19 protein-coding genes are annotated in these 20,962 nt (G+C 46.3%); 6 read left to right on the top strand and 13 right to left on the bottom strand.

Annotation, left to right across the window (positions count from 1 at the left end; genetic code table 11):
- Positions 1-7 precede the first annotated feature (7 nt).
- Entirely contained in the window at positions 8-1,231 is a 1,224-nt protein-coding gene (locus AC4G47_RS02790; RefSeq protein WP_491104666.1) for an ATP-grasp domain-containing protein, read from the bottom strand.
- A gap of 346 nt (positions 1,232-1,577) precedes the next feature.
- On the opposite strand from AC4G47_RS02790, the gene AC4G47_RS02785 reads away from it, so the two are divergent.
- A protein-coding gene (locus AC4G47_RS02785; protein WP_491104448.1) for an IS3 family transposase occupies positions 1,578-2,911 on the top strand; the annotation gives its coding sequence in 2 pieces (ribosomal slippage) (positions 1,578-1,980 and positions 1,980-2,911; 1,335 coding nt in all).
- A gap of 113 nt (positions 2,912-3,024) precedes the next feature.
- On the opposite strand, the gene AC4G47_RS02780 is transcribed toward AC4G47_RS02785, so the two are convergent.
- The 3 genes from AC4G47_RS02780 to AC4G47_RS02770 all read right to left on the bottom strand — a co-directional run bounded on the left by AC4G47_RS02780 (position 3,025) and on the right by AC4G47_RS02770 (position 6,387).
- Positions 3,025-4,323: an ABC transporter substrate-binding protein gene (locus AC4G47_RS02780; RefSeq protein WP_458125142.1), complete on the bottom strand. Its 1,299-nt coding sequence runs from the start codon at positions 4,321-4,323 to the stop codon at positions 3,025-3,027.
- Between the two features lie 346 nt (positions 4,324-4,669).
- Positions 4,670-5,506 (bottom strand): carbohydrate ABC transporter permease, encoded by an 837-nt coding sequence (locus AC4G47_RS02775; protein ID WP_458125141.1) that lies wholly within the window; start codon positions 5,504-5,506, stop codon positions 4,670-4,672.
- Positions 5,506-6,387, bottom strand: a complete 882-nt coding sequence (locus AC4G47_RS02770) for a carbohydrate ABC transporter permease (RefSeq protein ID WP_036607341.1) — start codon at positions 6,385-6,387, stop codon at positions 5,506-5,508. The genes AC4G47_RS02775 and AC4G47_RS02770 overlap by 1 nt, the downstream gene beginning before the upstream one ends.
- A 143-nt stretch (positions 6,388-6,530) precedes the next feature.
- On the opposite strand from AC4G47_RS02770, the gene AC4G47_RS02765 reads away from it, so the two are divergent.
- Both AC4G47_RS02765 and AC4G47_RS02760 read left to right on the top strand, forming a co-directional pair.
- Entirely contained in the window at positions 6,531-8,360 is a 1,830-nt protein-coding gene (locus AC4G47_RS02765) for a cache domain-containing sensor histidine kinase (RefSeq protein WP_491104663.1), read from the top strand.
- 5 nt (positions 8,361-8,365) lie between these two features.
- Positions 8,366-9,994 (top strand): response regulator transcription factor, encoded by a 1,629-nt coding sequence (locus tag AC4G47_RS02760; protein ID WP_491104661.1) that lies wholly within the window; start codon positions 8,366-8,368, stop codon positions 9,992-9,994.
- Between the two features lie 139 nt (positions 9,995-10,133).
- On the opposite strand, the gene AC4G47_RS02755 is transcribed toward AC4G47_RS02760, so the two are convergent.
- Positions 10,134-11,099 carry an arsenic resistance protein gene (locus tag AC4G47_RS02755; protein WP_491104659.1) on the bottom strand — a complete coding sequence of 322 codons (966 nt, stop codon included), beginning with the start codon at positions 11,097-11,099 and terminating at the stop codon, positions 10,134-10,136.
- A gap of 188 nt (positions 11,100-11,287) precedes the next feature.
- Here AC4G47_RS02755 and AC4G47_RS02750 point away from each other — a divergent pair, with 188 nt between their 5' ends.
- On the top strand, positions 11,288-12,046 hold the full coding sequence (locus AC4G47_RS02750) for a TspO-related membrane protein (protein ID WP_458125137.1): 759 nt from the start codon (positions 11,288-11,290) through the stop codon (positions 12,044-12,046).
- A 110-nt stretch (positions 12,047-12,156) separates the two neighbouring features.
- Here the strand turns inward: AC4G47_RS02750 and AC4G47_RS02745 are convergent, their stop codons facing one another.
- The 4 genes from AC4G47_RS02745 to AC4G47_RS02730 form a co-directional block, all read right to left on the bottom strand.
- The gene (locus AC4G47_RS02745; protein WP_017690870.1) at positions 12,157-12,531 is read right to left on the bottom strand and encodes a RidA family protein; all 375 of its coding nucleotides are present in this window, start codon (positions 12,529-12,531) and stop codon (positions 12,157-12,159) included.
- 146 nt (positions 12,532-12,677) lie between these two features.
- Complete coding sequence (locus AC4G47_RS02740; protein WP_491104656.1) at positions 12,678-13,358, bottom strand: oxidoreductase; 681 nt, start codon at positions 13,356-13,358, stop codon at positions 12,678-12,680.
- A gap of 49 nt (positions 13,359-13,407) precedes the next feature.
- Positions 13,408-14,565, bottom strand: coding sequence for an MFS transporter (locus AC4G47_RS02735; RefSeq protein WP_458125135.1), 1,158 nt, complete (start codon positions 14,563-14,565; stop codon positions 13,408-13,410).
- A gap of 208 nt (positions 14,566-14,773) precedes the next feature.
- On the bottom strand, positions 14,774-16,189 hold the full coding sequence (locus AC4G47_RS02730) for a sensor histidine kinase (protein ID WP_491104654.1): 1,416 nt from the start codon (positions 16,187-16,189) through the stop codon (positions 14,774-14,776).
- Between the two features lie 238 nt (positions 16,190-16,427).
- Here AC4G47_RS02730 and AC4G47_RS02725 point away from each other — a divergent pair, with 238 nt between their 5' ends.
- Positions 16,428-17,081 carry a phosphatase PAP2 family protein gene (locus AC4G47_RS02725; RefSeq protein ID WP_458125133.1) on the top strand — a complete coding sequence of 218 codons (654 nt, stop codon included), beginning with the start codon at positions 16,428-16,430 and terminating at the stop codon, positions 17,079-17,081.
- Positions 17,082-17,085: 4 nt separating this feature from the next.
- Here AC4G47_RS02725 and AC4G47_RS02720 read toward each other — a convergent pair whose 3' ends face one another.
- The 4 genes from AC4G47_RS02720 to AC4G47_RS02705 all read right to left on the bottom strand — a co-directional run bounded on the left by AC4G47_RS02720 (position 17,086) and on the right by AC4G47_RS02705 (position 20,176).
- Positions 17,086-18,597 (bottom strand): HD domain-containing phosphohydrolase, encoded by a 1,512-nt coding sequence (locus tag AC4G47_RS02720; RefSeq protein WP_491104653.1) that lies wholly within the window; start codon positions 18,595-18,597, stop codon positions 17,086-17,088.
- 795 nt (positions 18,598-19,392) lie between these two features.
- Complete coding sequence (locus AC4G47_RS02715; protein ID WP_491104652.1) at positions 19,393-19,692, bottom strand: hypothetical protein; 300 nt, start codon at positions 19,690-19,692, stop codon at positions 19,393-19,395.
- A gap of 228 nt (positions 19,693-19,920) precedes the next feature.
- Positions 19,921-20,028 carry a YjcZ family sporulation protein gene (locus tag AC4G47_RS02710; RefSeq protein ID WP_221825910.1) on the bottom strand — a complete coding sequence of 36 codons (108 nt, stop codon included), beginning with the start codon at positions 20,026-20,028 and terminating at the stop codon, positions 19,921-19,923.
- Between the two features lie 43 nt (positions 20,029-20,071).
- On the bottom strand, positions 20,072-20,176 hold the full coding sequence (locus tag AC4G47_RS02705) for a hypothetical protein (RefSeq protein ID WP_017690880.1): 105 nt from the start codon (positions 20,174-20,176) through the stop codon (positions 20,072-20,074).
- 350 nt (positions 20,177-20,526) lie between these two features.
- Here AC4G47_RS02705 and AC4G47_RS02700 point away from each other — a divergent pair, with 350 nt between their 5' ends.
- Positions 20,527-20,958 carry a helix-turn-helix domain-containing protein gene (locus tag AC4G47_RS02700; protein WP_491104651.1) on the top strand — a complete coding sequence of 144 codons (432 nt, stop codon included), beginning with the start codon at positions 20,527-20,529 and terminating at the stop codon, positions 20,956-20,958.
- Positions 20,959-20,962: the final 4 nt, after the last annotated feature.

The following is a 20,962-nucleotide window of genomic DNA, read 5'->3' as shown; positions in this document are numbered from 1 at the left end:
GAATGGTTTATTGGTGAACCAGGACAAACTTGTCATGTAGTTCTAGAAGTTGTTTTCTAACGAATTCAATATCAGGGCCTTCCACAATGGCAAATCCGGATCTAGACATCGTATCGCGACCACCTGAAATGGACTGACCCGATGTATAGTTAATTCGGATATCAATAAGTCCCTCCATCGATTTAAAATCTTCTGCTGATGAGATACTCTCGATCTTGCCCACAGCAGATGGAAAATTAATCGCACCGGTGTACTTGCCTGAATTAACAAGGGTTGGGGCCTCATATATTCCCAGTTCCGTTTGAATGGCTGCATCAAACAGGTTAACCTGATGGGAATTCAACACCATTGGCGGAATGATGACAATACCTCCAATACGTGCTCCAATCTCTCCAAAGCAGATCTCACCATTCGGCAGAAGAAATACCTCTGCATGGAACACACTGTTACGTATTCCCAGCGTCCGTATGATCTCTTCGTTAAACGACTGCATCCGTTCCACATATTCATATTGGGTGTTAGCCGGATAACAGATCGTGCCGGAAGGACGATCATTTTGGACGATTTCGAGACAATTAAACAAATATTCAGAGATGGAGGAAAATACAAGCTCACCTTCGGAAACGATGGAATCTATATGGAACTCCCTACCGGTGATAAATTCCTCAATGAGCACCGATTCCCGATTCCAGGAATGGCTGATATACTGCTCAAGCTCCTCTTGATTGCTAAGCTTGTACGTCATGATCGTCGCCCAGCCACTAATCGGTTTGATAATGATCGGAAAGCCAATACCTGCAACAATCTTTCTGATCTGCACGGCATTGGATGCTATACGTGTCTGTGACGTATGGATTCCCGCCTGCCGCAATGTCTCCTTCATGATCCACTTGTTCCGCACTGTCTCGGCCTGGTTCTTCTGAATGCCAGGGATACCAAAACGTGTTCTGAGATACCCTCCTGTTTCCACCACATTCTCAGTGGGGGCAATCACTCGTTCCACATCATACTCATCCAAAATACGCTCAAAAACCTCTTCCACCTGATCAATCCGAGTAATATCGTTCACTTCGAACACAGCACTGAACAACCCCTCTGGTAATGAGGCAAATTGTTCATATCCTTGTTCAACCAACAAAATGTTGGTTGTATCCGATATTTTGGACAAGGCTTCGAGAAATCCGGTTTTGGTGTTAATCCGCTTGTCACACAGGAATACGATATCCTTCATAAAGAACTTCACCTCCAATTCAAATTTCTTTACTTTCTGCTATATTTTTCTATAATATGGATATTGAATGGGACTGTCAATCTAAAAATTCCAAATATTTAAATTTTGGCTATTTGTTGCCATGTTGTGTACTAACAACAGGTTGTAGACATTATACAAACACCTCCACCTTCTGTATTAGTCGAACCATTCATTCATATTTGCACTTTCTGACTGGAAATTTTCCCATTAAAAAAGGTGACTCCGATATCTAAACTGTACCCTATAGAGTAGACACTTTAAAAAAGTCTCTCTATGGGGTACTTTTGTTGTATACCATGAACGAGACGAGGACGGAGAACGATTAATGAGTAAGAAAACATTTACAACACGCGAAGTAGAGCAATTTGCTACAAATCCCTATGTGAAGTCTGTTTCGACCAAGGGAATCACTTATACGGACGAGTTCAAACAACTCTTTATTACATTAAATCAGCAAGGAAGGCTGCCTAGAGAGATCTTTGAGACTTGTGGATTTGACGTTCAGATCATTGGAATGACTCGGGTCAAAGCCGCAGCTGACCGATGGAGAGCCAGTTACAACGAGCAAGGGGCTCTAGGCTTACAAGATACACGAGGCAAACATTCAGGAGAGTCTCTAAAACGAGAGTTAACCTTGGCAGAAAAGAACGCGAAACTCGAAGCACAGATTCACCTGCTCCAAGCAGAGAATGAACTCTTAAAAAAGATTCGCCTGGCCGAACGGGGGTGGAACCACGAGTAAAACTAACGCCTGGTCTTCGATACAGGTTAATCCGAACCGTGATTGAGAAATACCATCTTCAGCGAATGGTAAGTGTTCTGTGTGAGACTGCCGGGGTCTCCAAAAGCGGATATTACCGATACTGGAGCACTTCAGCCATTCACAGCCGCACGAAGAAGGAACAGGTTGATGAGGAAATAGGTGTGTACATCCGTCAAGCCTTCCAGTTTAAGAAACGTAACAAGGGCGCTCGCTCCATTAAGATGACGCTGCAAGGACAATTTCAGATCATCTGGAATCTCAAGCGCATCCGAAGAATCATGAAAAAATACGATATTGTATGTCCTCATCGACGAACTAATCCCTACAAACGAATGATGAAGGCAACCCATGAACATCGAACCATGCCTAACCTGTTACAACGCAACTTCAAACAAGGCATCCCGGGCAAAGTACTTCTAACAGATATTACATACTTAAGTTACGGCCAAGGGAAACGCGCCTATCTGTCCACCATCAAGGATAGTTCAACCAATGAAATTTTGGCTTATCATGTGTCGGAGCGAATGACGATGGATCTGGCGACAAACACGTTGCTCCACTTACAGAAAAATCGCAAATTCAAGAAGAGTCATGATGCCTTCATTCATTCCGATCAAGGTACGCACTACACTCATCCAGATTTTCAGAAGAAAGTGAAACGGATGGGGCTTGGGCAATCCATGTCCAGACGAGGAAATTGTTGGGATAACGCACCACAGGAGTCGTTTTTCGGTCATTTTAAGGACGAAACTTCCTTAAAGAGCTATGCCACGTTAGACGAAGTCAAACGAGAAGTTAAATCCTATATGACCTACTATAATCACTATAGATACCAGTGGAACCTAAAAAGGATGACCCCTGTACAATACAGAGATCATCTTCTTGAAGCCGTATAGTTTTTTTTAGAAATGTCCTTTACATAGGGTACAGTTTAATCTGGAGTCACCTTTTTTATGTTTTTTCTTATTCCCACATTCATTAAATAAATGAATGAATGAATGGGATTCTGTTATTTTTTCAGACTATCCCAGTTCTGTTGTAATGCATCAAGCAATCCGGCTTTATCCGATTTGCCTGCAACGTAAGCTTGAATGGTGCTACCGTACTCCTGTGGAACGCCTTCAGGGAAACGGTTGAAGTTCCAGCTGAGTGTTTTATTTTCCTGACTGTATTTCATAATTTCAGTGGCGAGGTCACCCAGATCCTCTTCGGATGCCGTGATAGAACTGAACGCCGGGATGAACTTGAATTCTTTCGTCATGTACTGTTTCCCGATATCCGAGGTTACGAGCCACTCCAGAAACTCTTTCGCTTCCGGTTTCACTTGGGAATTCTTATTCACAACCCAGTAGTTCGGCACGCCGACAAACAATTTGTCATTCGGTTCATTGTTAATTGGCATTGGCAGGATACCCAGATTCAGATTTGGATCGATTCCATCGATCTGTACTTGAGTCCAGTTTCCTTGTTGCATCATCGCTGCTTCTCCACTCGCAAACAGCGTTACTTGCGTATTGTAGTCGGTTGTCAGCGGGTTTTTGTTGCTATATTTCAACGTTAAGTCGAGCAAGTTGATCCAGTCGGTGAACACCTGGTTGCCAGGAATTTTCTCCGCGCTTTCGTTGAGCCCCTGGATGAATTTCACCGGATCTGCCTGATTCGCAAATGCCACGTTTACGTTATGGTTACCCAGCACCCACCACTCCTGATATCCGTTCGAGAAAGGCGTAATGCCTGCGGCCTGAAGTTTCTGTGCGGCCTGATCCAATTGTTCCAGTGTCGTTGGAATTTCAGTGATGCCTGCTTTTTGGAAGAGGTCTTTGTTATAAATAAAACCATAACCCTCCAGCGCGAGTGGCTGCCCGTAGAGCTTGCCGTCTTTGGTCATTGGCTCTTTGGCCACTTCGAGCGCATCCTTCGCCCATGATTCTCCAGACAGATCTTCCAGATATTCAAGCCATGTATCCAGCTCACGATAACCACCTACGTTGAAAATATCCGGTTGTTCGCCTGCGGCAAACTTGGCTTTTAGCGCAGCGCCGTAGTCACTACCGCCACCCACGGTTTGAATGTCCAGTTTCACGCCTGGATGGGAGGATTCATATTCCGCCTTAAGGCGATTAAGTGCTTCCGCAATTTCAACTTTGAATTGGAAAATTTTAATCGTTTTGTCCCCGGCAGCAGCTTCGCCACCACCTTGAGCATCCGTGTTGACCGGACTGCCGCTTTTATCCCCGTTGCCACAACCCGCAAGCATTACCGAAAAAGCAATCAGCATAAGCAACGTCAACTTTGTCATTCTTTTCATACATACACTCTCCCTATAGTAGTTTCAGTATAACAGTTCCACTAATGAATATTTACACTGGCACTCCGATGACCGATCGCTGTTATCTGGGCATCTTTCTCTTCAAGAGTCATGCCCAAGCTATGCGGGTATGACTCCCTTTGCAAACCTCCGTGCGAGGCGGGAGCAAAGGGATCAGGATGCGATGCAGGAGCGGAGCGTTCGCCTTTGATACTCGGTGGCTTCCTTTCCCTAATACATTCAGGCCACCGAGGAGCAACAACGACCGAAAGCGCAACTTGATCCCGGCAGCGACCTGCACTCGCATTCCCCGCTTGATCCCGCCAGCGACCCTGCCTAGCAACCCTCACCCTTTAACTGATCCAGCGGTAATCCCTTGAATGATATACTTCTGCATCAGCAGGAAGAAAATAATGATCGGCATAATGCCAAGTACAAGTGCTGGCAAGGCCAGATCCCATTGCTTCGTGTACTGACCGAAGAGTGCAAAGGTCGCAATCGGGATTGTACGCAGGTTGGAGCTTTGCAAGATCAGGGATGGAAGCAGATAATCATTCCAGATCCAGAGTGTGTTCAGAATAATGACGGTTACATACATCGGCTTCATGAGTGGAAATACAATCCGGAAGAACACCCCATAGACCGAGCTTCCGTCCACCCGGGCTGCCTCCTCAATCTCCAGTGGGACGGATTTCACGAATCCGTGGAACAGAAAGACTGACATCGGTGCCCCGAAACCGAGATAACAGATGATGAGTCCGCCAAGGCTATCGATCAGGCCCAGATTACTGGTTACAGTAACGAGTGGAATCATGATAGACTGGAACGGAATCACCATGGCGGCAATGAACATGCCGAACAAAATCCGGTTGAACCGGGTATTGCTGCGAACCATCCGGTACGCGGCCATGGAACTGATCAGCACAAGCAACAGATTGCTGACCACGGTAACGATAAGCGAGTTCATTAGCGCAGACGGGAAGTTAATTTTCCCCCAGGCGTTCGCATAGTTGCCCCACTGGAATACTTCTGGCCATGCAGCCGAATTGGTGAGCAGATCACCGAAGGTTTTGACCGAATTCACAAACAGGAAGTAGAACGGAACCAGGAATAAAAGTCCAATGAGTACCATGACAATTTCGGTTAGAATGGTACTGAAGCGGTAATTTTTCGTCGTCTCCATTAGGCTTCTACCTCCTTGCTCTTCGTCAGACGTACCTGAATCATGGTGATGATGGCAACGATTACGAAGAACACGAGCGCTTTGGCGGTTCCGATGCCATATCTGTTATTCACAAAAGCTTCATTGTAAATATTGAGTGCAACCGACTCTGTCGATCCGAATGGTCCGCCTTTGGTTAGCGACAGATTGAGATCGAACATTTTGAACGACCACGAGATTGCCAGGAACAGACAGATTGTCACACCCGGCATAATGAGCGGAAGAATGATGCTCCGCAATACCTGCCAGCGACTTGCGCCATCAATCTCGGCGGCTTCCAGCAGATCAGGGGATACATTCGTCAGGGATGAGATGTAGATGACCATCAGATATCCTGCGGTCTGCCACACAAATACAATAACAATACCCCAGAAGGCGGTCGGTTCGTCTCCCAGCCATGGAAGGTTGAAGAAGGACCAGCCGGTCACATCGCCTACTGCTGAAAACCCTTTCACAAATATGAACTGCCAGATAAAGCCGAGCAACAACCCACCGATCACGTTCGGCATAAAAAAGATCGTACGCAGAATGTTTCTCGTCTTAAGCGGTTTGGTCAGGAAATACGCCAGGAAAAAACCGATCACATTGGTCAGTACTACACCAACCACGGTAAAGCGTACCGTAAACCAAAACGCCGTTTGGAACTTGGGATCATTCGCAAAAACATGCACGAAGTTATCGAACCCTACCCAATTAATGTTCTCGGATACCCCGTTCCAGTCCGTGAAGGAATACACCATGCCAAGCAGGAAAGGGACCACGATGATGAGAATAAAAAACACGATGGAGGGACCCACGAACACGAGCTGCTGTAACAGCTGTGAAGATTTGCGATGCTTCATATCGTTCTCCCCTTCTATAGATGGATGAAATTAGTCTCTTTTTCTATTAAACCCCAATATCGCCTAGGGAAACACCGACCCTTGTGAACAGTTGGGGGTAAAATATTGTCCTTTCTTAACCTGCAACCAGAAGGGGTGTTCCGATGTCCAGATACTACAGTATACGCACCAAATTAATTGCTTTTATGCTGATTGCTACCACACTTCCACTGCTCGCATCAATCAGCATGACGTTTATTCAGACCAAGACGGCCCTGCGGGAACAGGCTGTCGAAGAGAACAAACGCCTGATCTATCAAGCGTCCACCAATCTCAACAACTATGTGGATAACGTGGCCAGAGCGTCGCTCGCTGTGTATAACGATCCGAACTTTCTGCGTAACCTGGCAAAAATTCCTGGTGATTATCGTGCGGTTGCCGAGGTGTACACTACTTTGCAGACGATACGCGCTGCTGTGCCGGATGTATTCCAGCTGTATTTGCACTCTTTTGCCGCTGATCAATCGACCTTAATTATGAGCCCCTTTCCGAAACGGGAGGAACGCAAACAAGCTTATTCCGACTCGCTTCATGGAAGAATGGGCGGTGACAACTCGGATATCTGGGTGGAATCGGCCCATATGAGTCACACTTACGGATTCAAGGCCGCCTCCGCCGATGACCCTGCAAGGACAGTCATTACCTTGCATCGGGTGATCAAGGATATTCCGTCCACCGAGCGTCTGGGTGTGCTCGCCATTGATCTGAATATGAATACCATTGCAGCAATCTGTCGCAGGTTGTATGATCCGGCTAAGGAACAGATCTATGTTGTGGATGGACAGAATCAGATCATTTATCAGGGACGGTCCGAGGTCAATCATACCGATGCATTACGAGAGGAAACGGCTAGTGAACTGACTATTGCACGATCTAGCGGTGGTACAGCCCAGAATGTCGCAGGACATTTTGAACAGGATCGTTCCATGTATGTATATCAGCAGCTCGGCAGCTCATATGCCGATTGGACCATCGTCAAACAGATCCCGAATGAGACGTTATACGCCAGAGCGACCACACTCACGTGGAATAACGCGATGATTGCCATTGCGGCACTTGTATTGGTCATTGTCGCAACCTTGTTCATTTCCATTCGAATCACGGGTCCGCTCAAGCAGCTCATGCGGTATATGAACCAGATTCAAGCGGGGCGTCTGCATGTGGATATCCATCTATCCAGCCGAGATGAATTCGGGGTGCTCGCTCGTCATTTCCGAGATATGATGGATACGGTAAATAACCTGATTCTACGGGAATATCGACTGGAAATCGCCAATAAGACCAATCAGCTTAAAGCGTTGCAAGCGCAGATTCATCCGCATTTTCTGTATAATACATTGCAATCCATCGGTACACTTGCCCTTCAACAGCAAGGTCAGCGGGCATATACACTGCTCTCTTCCCTATCGAAAATGCTGCGATACAGCATGCGGGATCAGACCTGTGTGACATTACGCGAAGAGGCGGAGCATGCCCGATTATATCTGGAACTGCAACAGGAGCGGTTCGGTGACCGCCTTGAGGTGAATTTGGATTTTGCCGAAGATACGCTATCTGTCGAAATGCCAAGAATGACGTTACAACCTTTAATTGAGAACTATTTCAAACATGGAGCAGATATTCAGCCTGGCAAAGGACACATATCCCTATCCAGCCGCCGGATCAACGAACATTGGATTGAAATAGAACTGAACAATAACGGCCCCTCCATACCTGAAGATAAGTTACTGGAGATCCAGGGATGGTTCCATCAAAGTCACACAGCAACCGGGTTATCCACGCAGGAATCCGACGAGTCTGAATCCATCGGTCTACGAAATGTGATACGCCGACTTCAATTGAACTCACATCCCGGTCACTCAGCCAGGCTTGAGATCAGTAATCGGGAACCAAATGGTGTGAAGATCATGGTTAAACTATACGCGGGAGAGTGAACAACATGAAGGCGCTGCTTGTAGATGATGAAAAACATGTCCGCGATGCCATAAGGTTGCTTGGTCATTGGGAAGAGTTTGGTATTGATACGTTACTTGAAGCGGCAGACGGAGATGAAGCCATAGCTGCCATCACAGCACATCAACCTCAAATCATACTCAGTGACATGCGTATGCCGGGCAAGGACGGTATGGCATTACTTGAATGGATATCGGTTCATGCCACACACAGCAAGGTGCTGGTCATTAGTGGATATGATGATTTTGAACTCGTGAGACATGCAATCAGACATGGAGGCATGGACTACCTGCTGAAACCTGTGGAAGCAGCCGAACTGAACGCATCCCTATTGAAAGCAATCACAGCCTGGGAAGAGGAGGATGCTGTTCGGATGCAATCCACAAGGCAATCCATTGTGGTTAATCGGATGCGGCCTCATTATCAGGATCGTCTGTTAACCGAACTTGCCGGTGGAAGAGGCAGCAGCCCATCACATATGCAGAGATTACAGGATGAGTTGAATCTCCCCAGTCTAGTCCCTGTCTGTAGTGTCGCTGTCACGAGTCTGTCCCATCTGGATGCAGACTGTCTGGCAAAATACCGCAGTCAACCGGACCTGCTTGTGTTCTCGGTGCTCAATATCTGTGCGGAGATGTTATCCACACCGGACGAAGGCGTAATGTTTCGCCAGTTGGATCAACCTGACGAGATTGTTCTGCTGCATTGGGGCCCACCCGCATCATTGGAACATATTCTGGACAAGGTCAATCATGGATTGGAGCAGACGATTCAGCGTCGGCTTCATTTCGGCATCTCCACCTGTGAATCCTACCCTAGCGGAATCTCAGCAGCCTATCTGGAGGCAAGTTCCAGGTTATGGCGACGTAATGCATTGCAAATCAAGCAGAGAATCCATGCTTCAATGGAATCATCTGGCGGGCTTAAAAGTCGGCGTTTAACCGCCCATGAAGAGTCCATGCGTATGGCGGCCATGAGCTGCCGGGCTTCCAGTGTATCTGCTGCGGTCGCCGAATGGCTTGATCCGATCACTGAGCTTGATGTTGTCAGTGCCGAGCAGATTCAGCAATGGATCGATGAGCTGGAATGGATGCTGAGCCGCTGGCTTGATGATACGGCAAGCTCACCTCCCAAAGCAGAAGAAGTGACGGAAGAACAGTCTATCCCCTTTGCCGAATTACCTTTTGACCCTGAAGGAATGTTATCCTTGCCCCTGCTTCGTTCATTGTTGGAGCAACGGTTGCTTGCGGCTGGAAAGGCGCTGACCACTCATCACCACGCCAATCCTGACCCTATGAGCGAGATTGCGCGCTATATGGAAACCCATTATCAGGAGGACCTGTCCTTACAGCAGATTGCCGCGCGTTTCTACTTGAGCCGGGAGTATATCTCACGCAAATTCAAACAGCAATTTGGTCTGAACTGGTCGGAATATCTGGGCAAACTGCGAATCAACAACGCCAAACTGCTACTGCAAAATCCTTCTCTGCGAGTCGCCAAAATCTCGGAGATGGTTGGATTTCAGGACGAAAAGTATTTTAGCAAAGTATTCAAAAAAATGGAGGGCATCACGCCAGCGGAATACCGCAAAACATTATTGCAGGCTGGAACGTAAGAGCTTCAACTCAAAAGGACCCCTAACGGAGTCCTTTTTTGCACTTTATTTTGGAATCAGAAATATAAGATAGCTCATGACGACGGTTTGGCTCTTTCTTTTCTAAGATAGGATACGATCCGAAAGATTGAGGCTACAGTCATCTACCCCGTAAAATCACTTCAGGTACAAGTCGTATGTAGATCAGTTCACCTGCAAGCTCCACCATCGTCTGTGTAACGATGACTGCCGCAGCTATAGTTGCCCATTCTGGCGGAAGTGCCAACGCCAGTGGCAGAACAACCAACGAATTCCGTGTAGCTGAACTGAAAATCAACGCCCGCCCTGCACCTGTGTTCAATCGAAACCCATTAGCAATAACACGTGATATCCAAGGCATCAGGATTAGAAAAGCAACGTAGATCGGGATCACGTTCACGATGATCGCCATATCATTATAGACTTTGCCAATCTGGGAGGCGACAACCACGATCAGCGCGAGTGCCATCATTGGAACCGGGAGCCATGCCGTGGCGTTCATGACCCGCTCCCCGCTCGTTTTACCTCTAGAGAGAACTTGTGTAACGACTGCGAGCAGCAGTGGAATAACGATCAGGAACAGAAAAGCCTCCACGAACGGACCTACCTGCATGACCTGTGCTACCTCAGCACCCATCAATAGCCATAAATAAAACGGCAACAGGATCATTTGTACAACAAATAAAAGGGGTGTTGCGGCGAGCATCAGTTTCTCATTGCCCCTGCCGAGCTGCGTAAAGACAATGACATAATCAATACAGGGCGTTAACAGTACCAGATAGACTCCGATCAGAACGCCTGGTGATTGCGGAAATACCAGTGTAAGCAACCATACAACCACAGGCACAACGATAAAATTAGCTACCAGCAACGCGCCCATAAATCGCAGATTGGACCAAGACTCTTTTATCTGTAGAAAAGGAATCTGTACGAACATGCTATATAACAGAACAGCAAGTATGGGAGACACGGTGTAGTGCAAAGCATTTCCCCATTCAGGATTGCCCAGTCCTATCGCTGCTCCTGCGAATAACGCAATGACATAGAACCAAGTCTGTTGTTTCTCCATCATTTCTCTTGAAAACATTCTTTTCTTCCCCTCCTCTGGTTGGACATCGCGGGCATGGACATATTCCTGCTTCATTACGCGTACATTGGGACAGAGTGCAACATGTGAATTTTTTGCGGGTGTTATTAGAGTGTGCAAGAACTGGGTATATTCATTGTAGACTGACCCGTGGTTCATTCATTTCGTTAATCCAAGGAGGAAACACAATGTCACGTAACAATCCGTACAAGTGGTTAAATGCCATTGGTTTTATCGTTGTAATTATCGTGAACTACCTTTCCAACGCTCTGCCGATCGGAGGCAAGACCAACAAAGAAGTATCGGATATGTACCCTGTGCTGCTTACACCTTCTGGCTATGCCTTCTCTATATGGGGTCTCATCTACCTGCTGCTTGCAGGATTCGTGATCTATCAGTTCGTGCCCGCTTCCTGGAAAAGGGATTCGATTACTCGTCTCGGGTATTGGTTCCTGGCAAGCTGTGCCTTCAACGTAGCATGGATTTTTGCTTTTCAAAACTTGCAGACTGGTCTCGCCTTACTAATCATTGTACTGCTTCTGTTGTCCTTGATCATGCTATATGTAAAAACACGTACAATTACCGTGCCAACCACTGCTGAGATCTGGCTTGTGAAGCTGCCATTCAGCATCTATCTCGGATGGATTAGCGTGGCAACGATTGTCAATGCAGCTGTCCTGTTATATAAAATTGGCTGGGATGGTTTTGGTATCAGCGAACCGACCTGGACGATCATTATGCTGATTGTGGGCATGATGCTGGCTGTACTCGTTAGCTTCCGTTATCGCGACAGTGTGTACCCACTTGTATTTACATGGGCCTATATCGCCATTGCACTCAAACAAAAGGATGTCACTTCCGTATATTACACGGCAATCATTATTGCGATCGTATTGGCCATCTATGCGGTATGGTTATTCTTCGCCCGCAATCAGGATCGCGATTGAGCGATTTCCTCCATTATAATGCAAGAACATAGCGCAAAAGCAAAAAGCCGATTCTGGTCATTTGACCTGAAATCGGCTTTTTATGTATACCGTAGCGCATGAAGGTTGTCCTATTTCAGGGCAATAACCTCAATCTCCACCAGTGCATCTTTTGGCAAACGAGCAACTTCCACTGCACTGCGTGCAGGATAAGGCTGTTCAAAGAATGTGCTATACACTTCATTCACAGGAACGAAGTCGTTCATATCCTTCAGGAACACCGTCGTTTTCACGATTTTATCCATACTTGTACCTGCTGCTTCAAGAATAGCCTTCACATTACTCAAAGACAGACGTGTCTGCTCCTGTACATCTGCACCGAATTCTCCCGTTTGGGGATTCAGGCCGAGCTGTCCGGAAGTATAGATGAAATCGCCCGCATCAACGGCTTGACTGTATGGACCAATGGCGCCTGGCGCCTGATCGGTAGAGATTGGTTTTTTCATGGACGAGTTCTCCTTCATGTTCGTTATCCTGCTGCCACAAGGAGTCAGGGTTCGAACTCATTTTTGTTGCCTATTATACCACGATCTACCTCAAGCGAGAAACGCTCCTCCCTAGCCACATAAAGCAACAACTCGTTCAAAGGTTCTTAACCCCCGTCCGCGCCAAGGACATGAATGACTTCATTCGGGTAAACATGGTTTCCCTTGGCCTGCACCAGCGCAATATTCGTCATGGCCTGTGCAATGGTTCCGGCGTGGATCGCCCGGTATTTGTCCGCTCTGCCTTTCATCCAGCGATCCAGAAACTTCATGGCATGAGCAGCCATCTGCTCACCGAACCGCTTCTCGTTTCGATCTCCCAGGATTAAGGAAGGGCGGAAGATATGCAATGACTGAAAACCGATATCGGACAGTACATCCTCCATTTCCCCCTTGGTCCGACTGTAGAAGACACGGGAACCTGCGCTTGCTCCCATGGAGGAGATCACAAGCATCTGTGGTACTTCATGCTGCTTTGCAAGTGTAGCTGCACGAACCGGGTAATGGTAATCCACCTGGCGGAAGTTCTCCTGACTGCCTGCTTTTTTAATCGTTGTACCCAAACAACAGTACAGGTCATCGATCCCGTCAAATAAGTGGTCTTGGCTCTCCAACTGCTCCCAGTCCACCACATGCTGTTCCAATTTGGGATGCTGTAGCTCAAGTGGACGTCTAACCAGTATGCGAACCAGGCTGTATGCCGGGTGATTCAGCAGGTTATGAACCAACAATTCGCCTACAAGTCCGGTGGCTCCAAGCACCATGGCTTTCCGTTCGAGACGATTCATATACATCCCTCCACTTCGCTACCTTTTTTGAAGTCAACCGATTCAATATCTATCTTAACAGTACACGACGTCCAAGGGTAAATGTAAGGATCAGCATCACTACACCAACTCCCACCTGAAATCCGTAGGCAGAGATCCAGGACAGTGCATCGGACCAGGTTTCCATCTTTTCATACAACCAGCCACCCATCAGCGGCCCAAGAAAAGAGGTTACTCCGGTTAGCGCCGAATAGACGGCGACAAACATCGGTCTTTCACTTTTGGGTGTGTCTCCGATCGTAAAGTTAAATGCCAGCTGATTGAATCCACCCACACCGATCCCAAGGAAGATATGAGATAGAAAGAGCGCAATCAACACGGGCATGAACGACATTAACCCCCACGATAGACAGGAAAGTGCGATGACGGGCAATGTCCAAAACAACAGGGTTTTGTTACTGAATCTGGCATTCAGATTGCCCCAGACATAGAACCCGGCCATCATGACCAGCGTCTGGACTACCGTGATCAGGGATACGGTCTGGTAATTGATGTTCAGCAGATCCAGCATCACATAGGAATAGAGGGGAACAATCAAGGTCTGGATCAATAACCAGGCAGCCAGGAACAGCGTGGCTTTCAGGAAAGAACGATCCTGAAACGGCTTGATAAACATACGCCAGAAAACCTTTTCGGTAGAACGTTCAAAAGGCACGTCCGGATAGAAGAAATAGATGACTGTGTTGGCAATGGCACAGATCCATACGGGAATAAACAGGATTAGGAAACCCATTTCTCCGGGGTAACGGTCCAAAATAATGCCGCCTGCGAATAAGCATACGCTTCCAAGTGCATTCAGAATCGTATTTCGAATTCCAAAATAACGCCCTCTCACCTTGGCAGGTACGATGTCGCCAATGAGTGAAGTCCAGATCATGCCGCCGATGGTATTCGATATAAAAGCAATCGTATATACACCAATATATACGCTTACCCACCACTCTTTGGGGAAAATGAACGGGATCAGTCCCGTTGCACTCCACAAGATACGATGTGTGCCCACGAACAGCAGCAGCATGCGTTTACGGCTCCGAATGCGCTGCATCCAGTAAGCTGCTCCGATCTGCGCAATGTTCACGAATGTGGTAATCGCGAGCACAAAGCCAATATGTCTCGACCCGGCCCCAAGGTACAACAGAAACCCGGTTAAGAACGGGCCTCCCAGCAATGTCTGTAAAATAATTGCCGGTACACCCTCCCATGTTGCAATCGATAAGTTAGTGCGTTGTGTCGAACCCTTGCGCCGTGGTTTGCTTGCTAACGGGGGAGGGTTAACGTTGACCGTCTTCTGTATGGGGATACACTCCTTAGACCGGGTTTCGAAAGCCGGTCGATGCTAGTTGTCACCCCAAATTCTACTCGCGGCACGAAGGTTGTCAACTCATTTTTTCACGGTTCAATGGAAGATAGAGATGGAAGGTGCTTCCCTTGCCTTCAGCGCTCTCAAGTTCAATCGATCCTCCCAGTAATCTGGCCAGATCCCGACTGATCGAGAGACCAAGTCCGGTTCCACCAAACTTGCGGCTAATCGATCCGTCTGCCTGCTGAAAGGCTTCAAATATAGAATGATGCTTGTCCTCGGGAATACCAATACCTGTATCCTGAACGGAGAAAACGAGCCATCGACTCTGAATGCCTGCATTTTTGATCTGTTTGGTGCTTACGGTCAGCGTGACCTTTCCCCGGTGAGTAAACTTAATGGCATTGGACATCAAATTCCGTAAAATCTGCTGAACCCGCTGGGGATCAGACCAGAGCATCTCGGGTAGTCCTTGTTTTTTGTCCAGAACCAACTGAATTCCCTTTTTCTCAGCAAGGAGCTGAAAATGGTTCATGGCATCTTCTGTAAGTTGTGCCACACTGATATCCTCGAGTGCAATATCCAGTCGCCCCGCTTCTACTTTGGATAGATCCAGAATATCGTTAATGAGCGTAAGCAGTTCCTGCCCGGAGTGGTCGATCATATTGGCAAAACGTACAATATCCTCCTGATCCATCGTATCAGCGTTCTCACTGATCATCTGGGCAAAGTTAATGACGCTATTCAGTGGCGTACGCAACTCATGTGACATATTGGCGAGAAATTCCGATTTGTACTGTGAGGCAATCATCAATTGTTTCGCTCGATCCTCCAGCACAATCTGAGCTTTCTGCAATTCTTCCTTCTGCACAGATAATAGTCGGTTTGTGCTCTGTATCAACAATATTCGATTCTGTTCATTCTGAAAATCACGTAGAATAAATGCAAAAATAAGACTCAATACAATGCCTGTAGGGAGTGTATAAGGCATAATATGTGAAAAGAAATATGTAGCCGGGATCACACCAAAGATAGCAATATTTACACTATTGACCACATTGACGATAACTGTAACGAGTATTCCTTTAATAATTAGTCTATAATTGCTGCGCCTCATCCATATATTTAGACCAGCACAGATCACGCCCAGCAAAGACATGTTGAGCACTGCCGCCAATGTAGCATCCGTGATGCCAAAAGTCAGCCTGGACAACCCAATTCCAACACCCACGAGGATCACGCTATAAGGTTGTCTATACGTCAGAACGGCAACAATTAAAGGGACATAACGAAGATCAAAGACCACTTCATCGGTGAGTTGAAAGCCAAAAACTGTGCTGATCCAGCCTGCAAAAATAAGGACAAGCACTGAACTGATCTGTTTCACTCGGGACGAGGTACGTATTACGATATATTTATAGAACACACTAGCAAGATAGGCTATCGTTATAAGCATTCCCATATTCAATACGAACATTTTTGAAAATTGCATTCAACCACTCCTGTTGTCCGACTTTACTGGCCAATTACCTTCGTCCGTATGGTTTCTATCATATCATGCCCATTGAAACTTCGGCATTCCTTCTTCGTCAAAAAAATACACAAAAATACACAAATCAGGATTCAATTTGTGTGCTGGACGTAGTAAAATATATTGTTGTTTAAATTTTGAACAATTTAATTGCTAGGGTCATGTTCGTCGGAACATGGATGAAAGGAGAAAAGGTGTTGTGCAATTGTTAAAAAATAAATCCTATTGGCTGTCATTGAGTCTGATGCTGTCCTTGGCCGTTATGGGGATGTTCTATGATATTCTTAATAGTCCGGAACGCGGGTTCGTTATACTTGATTCGTCACTTGATCGGATCATCCCCTACGTACCTGCCATGTCCATTCCATATTTGGGCTGGTACCCGTTTGTATTCGGTGTGCTCGCTTACCTGTGTGCTAAGGATCGACTGACGTATTACCGCGTCTTGTTATCCATGAATATCTGTGTCTGGATCTGTTATCTGATCTACTTCAATTTTCAGACCATGGTACCGCGCCCGGAATTAACAGGTACAGGGTTGGGGGCATCTGTTCTTGGTTGGCTCTACAGTCAGGATCGTCCTTATAATTGTTTTCCAAGTATTCATTCCCTGCACTCATATCTCGTGATGCGTGCTGTTCTCTCGGTTCCAAGCATCCGCAAACCCATCAAGCTGTTGGTAGTTGCCGGTGCAGCAACCATAATAGTATCCACGCTAATGATCAAACAACATGTGATCTATGACGCGCTGGGTGCAGTCATACTTGGCGAATGCGTTCTTACTATTGTAACCGGACTGGCTCTATATCGGAGACGCAGAAAAGAATCGAAGTGGACCGAGGGGATCAGCTGATCCCTCACTTCGACGATTTCTGCAGATGCTGTTGTCGTCTCCATTCATCAATAAATAAGCCTGCAAAATAGGGATCCCATTGGGTCCCTTTTCCTTCTTCCAAAATCGTTAGCGCTTTCTCGTGACTCATCCCATTCCGGTATGGTCGATCAGACGTCATGGCATCAAAGGCATCCGCCACCGCAATGATGCGGCCAAAAAGCGGAATATCATCGCCAGCCATCCCATCCGGGTATCCTTTGCCATCATATCTCTCATGGTGAGATCTTACTCCTGGCAAGAAGTCCGCCATGGCATCAATGGGTTCTATTTGTAACAAAATACTTTCTCCCTGCACGGGATGTGTACGAATGATCGCGAATTCTTCATCGCTTAGCTTCCCATCCTTCAACAACACCTCATCAGGTATGCCAATTTTCCCAATATCATGGAGCAGGGCTGATTTGTACAATAAATCCGCCTGTTCTTCATTCATTCCGCTCAACTTGCCGATCATCAGCGAATACTCTGCTACACGCATGGAATGCCCTGCCGTGTATTTATCTCGGGCGTCCAATGCTGCCGCCAGCGTAGAAAAATAACTTTGCAGTAGCTGCCGATTACGTTCCTGTCTCATCTCAAGCCGATTAATCATCATATTGAAACCGGAGATCAGTGCAGAGAATTCATCCGCATACAAATCCGGAGCTCTTCTGCCAAGATCTCCCCCCTGAATGCGGTTCATTTCATGCGTCAGCTCAGCAACTGGATCACGAACATCACGAATCAACAGCCAGCTTCCCACCAGCGCAAACCCTGCGCCCAGAACAACGATGAGAATTCCCCACAGAATGTACTCTTTCGCAAATTCTTTGTCCATATACTGAAGCCGAATATATGTAGCCAAGAAAAATAAAAACAGAGGAAATAAGCCGATCAGTGCCGTACTTAGCTGAAATTTACGCTGGATCGATACCAGGATGCGCCCTCCCAGTGAGGGTTCCATCCCATATTGGGTTTTGCCTCGATGACGAATTTCAAGCAACAGGGGTCTAATCGCCCGTACCGTTAGGTAATACTCAATCAGCGCATGCATGATGGCAATCAGAAAGGCGCACGCTGCGGCCACCACAATATACCCGTAAGGGAACTCAAGCCACCCTGTGGATATCATCCAAATTGTTAATCCAGCTGCCGGAAGTGAAAAACCAAGCATGTGCGGACCCATAATCCGATATATGGTCTGTCCCGGAAAACGATGAATACTCTCATACATGCGATTCAAGTCATCTTTTTCATGATGCTCTGAAGCAAAAAATTGCCTTATAGGGCCCAACTGTACCCACAGCGTAATCAATTCTGCGACCAGCATGAACAGGATCGATATCAACACAATGACAATGAGTCGGAAAAATTGAATATTGGGTATCTGTAAGGTAGATACCATAGCCACTGTACCGACAACAAAAACAGCTGCCAGCGAACCGATCAGATAATTGCGTATCAGGCGAAAGATAAATGAACGGTATACTTCCAACTGAACCCCTCACTCTCTATGTGCAACCCGTTCTCCCTTAAGACACGGGGAGATTAAGGGTATTACCTTCTATTTGTTTATCGGTTACTCCGACTAAAAAAATTAATAAAATCCCCTGATCAGATGCTGAAGCTCTACCTATCGAATCGTTTAAAAAACCGCCCCATTCCGCAGTAACTTGGTGGTACTCTGAAAAAACAAAAAGGCCGCCAGACCTGGAACGCTTCATTGCCTCGCCTGAAAGCCCATGAACATGTTGTTCCGCTTACGCCTTTCCTTTTTATTGCAAATAATTACAGCCTGTGGTATAATATAAAAGTTGTATTAAACAACCTCATATGATTTCTGTCTTCTTAAACCCCGGAATATTTTCTTCATGCTGCGACCGCAGCGAATTAAGTACAATCAACCTATGAAGATTGAAGAACCTGAATCACAATAACCCGGTATTACAGAGTTTCACAAGATGTTCCCATTCACACTGGCGCGGTCATCGGAGCCGCAAGGACAAAAGAGAGGTAGGGCTTTTGTTGTTTTGGATATCACTTATTCTTGAGAAGATTGAAAACATACACAAAGCACCCGGAATTGGGTTCCGGGTGTTTATCTATGTCTACATACCCTTCCATCACTTATAAAAAATAAAAAAAGGGACACCGCAGGATGAATTCCTACGCTGTCCCAATCTGATTATAAGAGCGTTACGCCTTTCATTAATCTCAAGGTTTAGAGCTTTTTGAACCAGCCCCATTGTAACGCTCCACATTCAGCAAAGCTTTCTTGACTCACAACTAATTAGATGAACATTGTTTTGGAGATAATCACCAGCAAGATGAACAGTACGAGGATCGTACCCATCGAACCCCAGCTTGAGCCACCATGACCATAGGATACTCCACAACCCTGGCTATAACCATGCATCATTGGAGCCTGATTAGGCTGATGTCCGTAACCGTAGCCCATCGGCATTGTACCGCAACCATAACCGTGCATAGTGTGACCTGTGTATTGATATCCATACATGTGTTCATTACCTCCCATATGTCCGTATACATGCCCATGTCCGTTCGGTGAGTTTGGTTTTACTTCGCTCATTGTTCATTCCTCCTTAACATTTGCCTACACCCCTAAGCTATGTATTCTGCCTACCTCTGGACCGGGCTATGGCCCTCATTTTGATAAAATGGGCGTTTAGCCATTGGACGAGCTTCCCCATTATCGCCGCATCCTCCGTCTTCCGCAGTCTATATCACCGTGGCTCTCCCCCCCATGCTTGTCCATAACCAAAAAAACCCTACCGGTTGCCCGGCAGAGCTCGCCATATTATACCCAGAAAGATTTAGTGATAATTACGAGCAGAATGAACAGAACCAGGATTGCTCCAGTCGATGTCCAGCCGCCGTATCCTGCGCCTCCAACTACTTCACTCATACAGAACCCTCCTTTACCGATATATTAGGGTCCAAACGGTTTATTAGATCAGGAATGCTTTAGAGATGATGACCAACAAGATGAAAAGAACCAGAATCGCGCCAGTCGATGTCCATGCGCCGCCGTATCCACCTACTACTCCACTCATGTAAACCCCTCCTTTGATTTGAGGTACAGTTCACTATATGCATCAATCCCATATGGGACCGGGCTCAGCTCGAAAATGGGCTATTCTTTTTCCACAGATTATTCTCGCATTGCGCATATTTACAGGATTAGTTCTTAAGTCTGTCCGCTATGTTCAAATATGTTAAAGTCATAAAAAATCTCACAGTTATATATGTAAAATGAGTGTACTATTGCTCAATAACGATACCAATACGGTATATTATTAGAATCATGCGTGTTAAATTCAGACAAATTACCTTTTTGGTAATTATGAATACTGAAATCTTTATTAATGTTATTATTTTACTAATAAAGTAGAAAGGAGTTACTATGCCCACTCTTGGTGAACGCATGAAGTACTTACGGGAATTAAAGGGGTTATCACAAAAAGAATTATCACTATTAACCGATCTTACTGTAGTCCAATTGTCCCGGTATGAAACCAATCACAGGAAACCTGACCCGGATGCTTTGGTTCGCCTAGTGAATGTTTTGGGAACAACTGCTGATTACCTTATCGGTCTTACCCAAAATCCTTTTTCTGATGTCTCCCCAGATCGGGATGAACACATTCATATTGATTTACAACATCCTGTACATGGAGCCTTCTTCAGAGAGTATCTTCATGCCCCGGATCAGCTCAAGAATGAAACCAGGCAGTTTTTTAATTTTATTAGGGAGCAATCACGAACCCCTAAACTTGATTATCCCAAACGAAATGATGACCTTAGAAAAAATCCCAACCGATGGGAAGCACATTAGGAGA

The sequence above is a fragment of the Paenibacillus sp. Negev47 genome, assembly GCF_058313655.1.
This window is presented reverse-complemented; position numbering and strand designations above follow the sequence as displayed.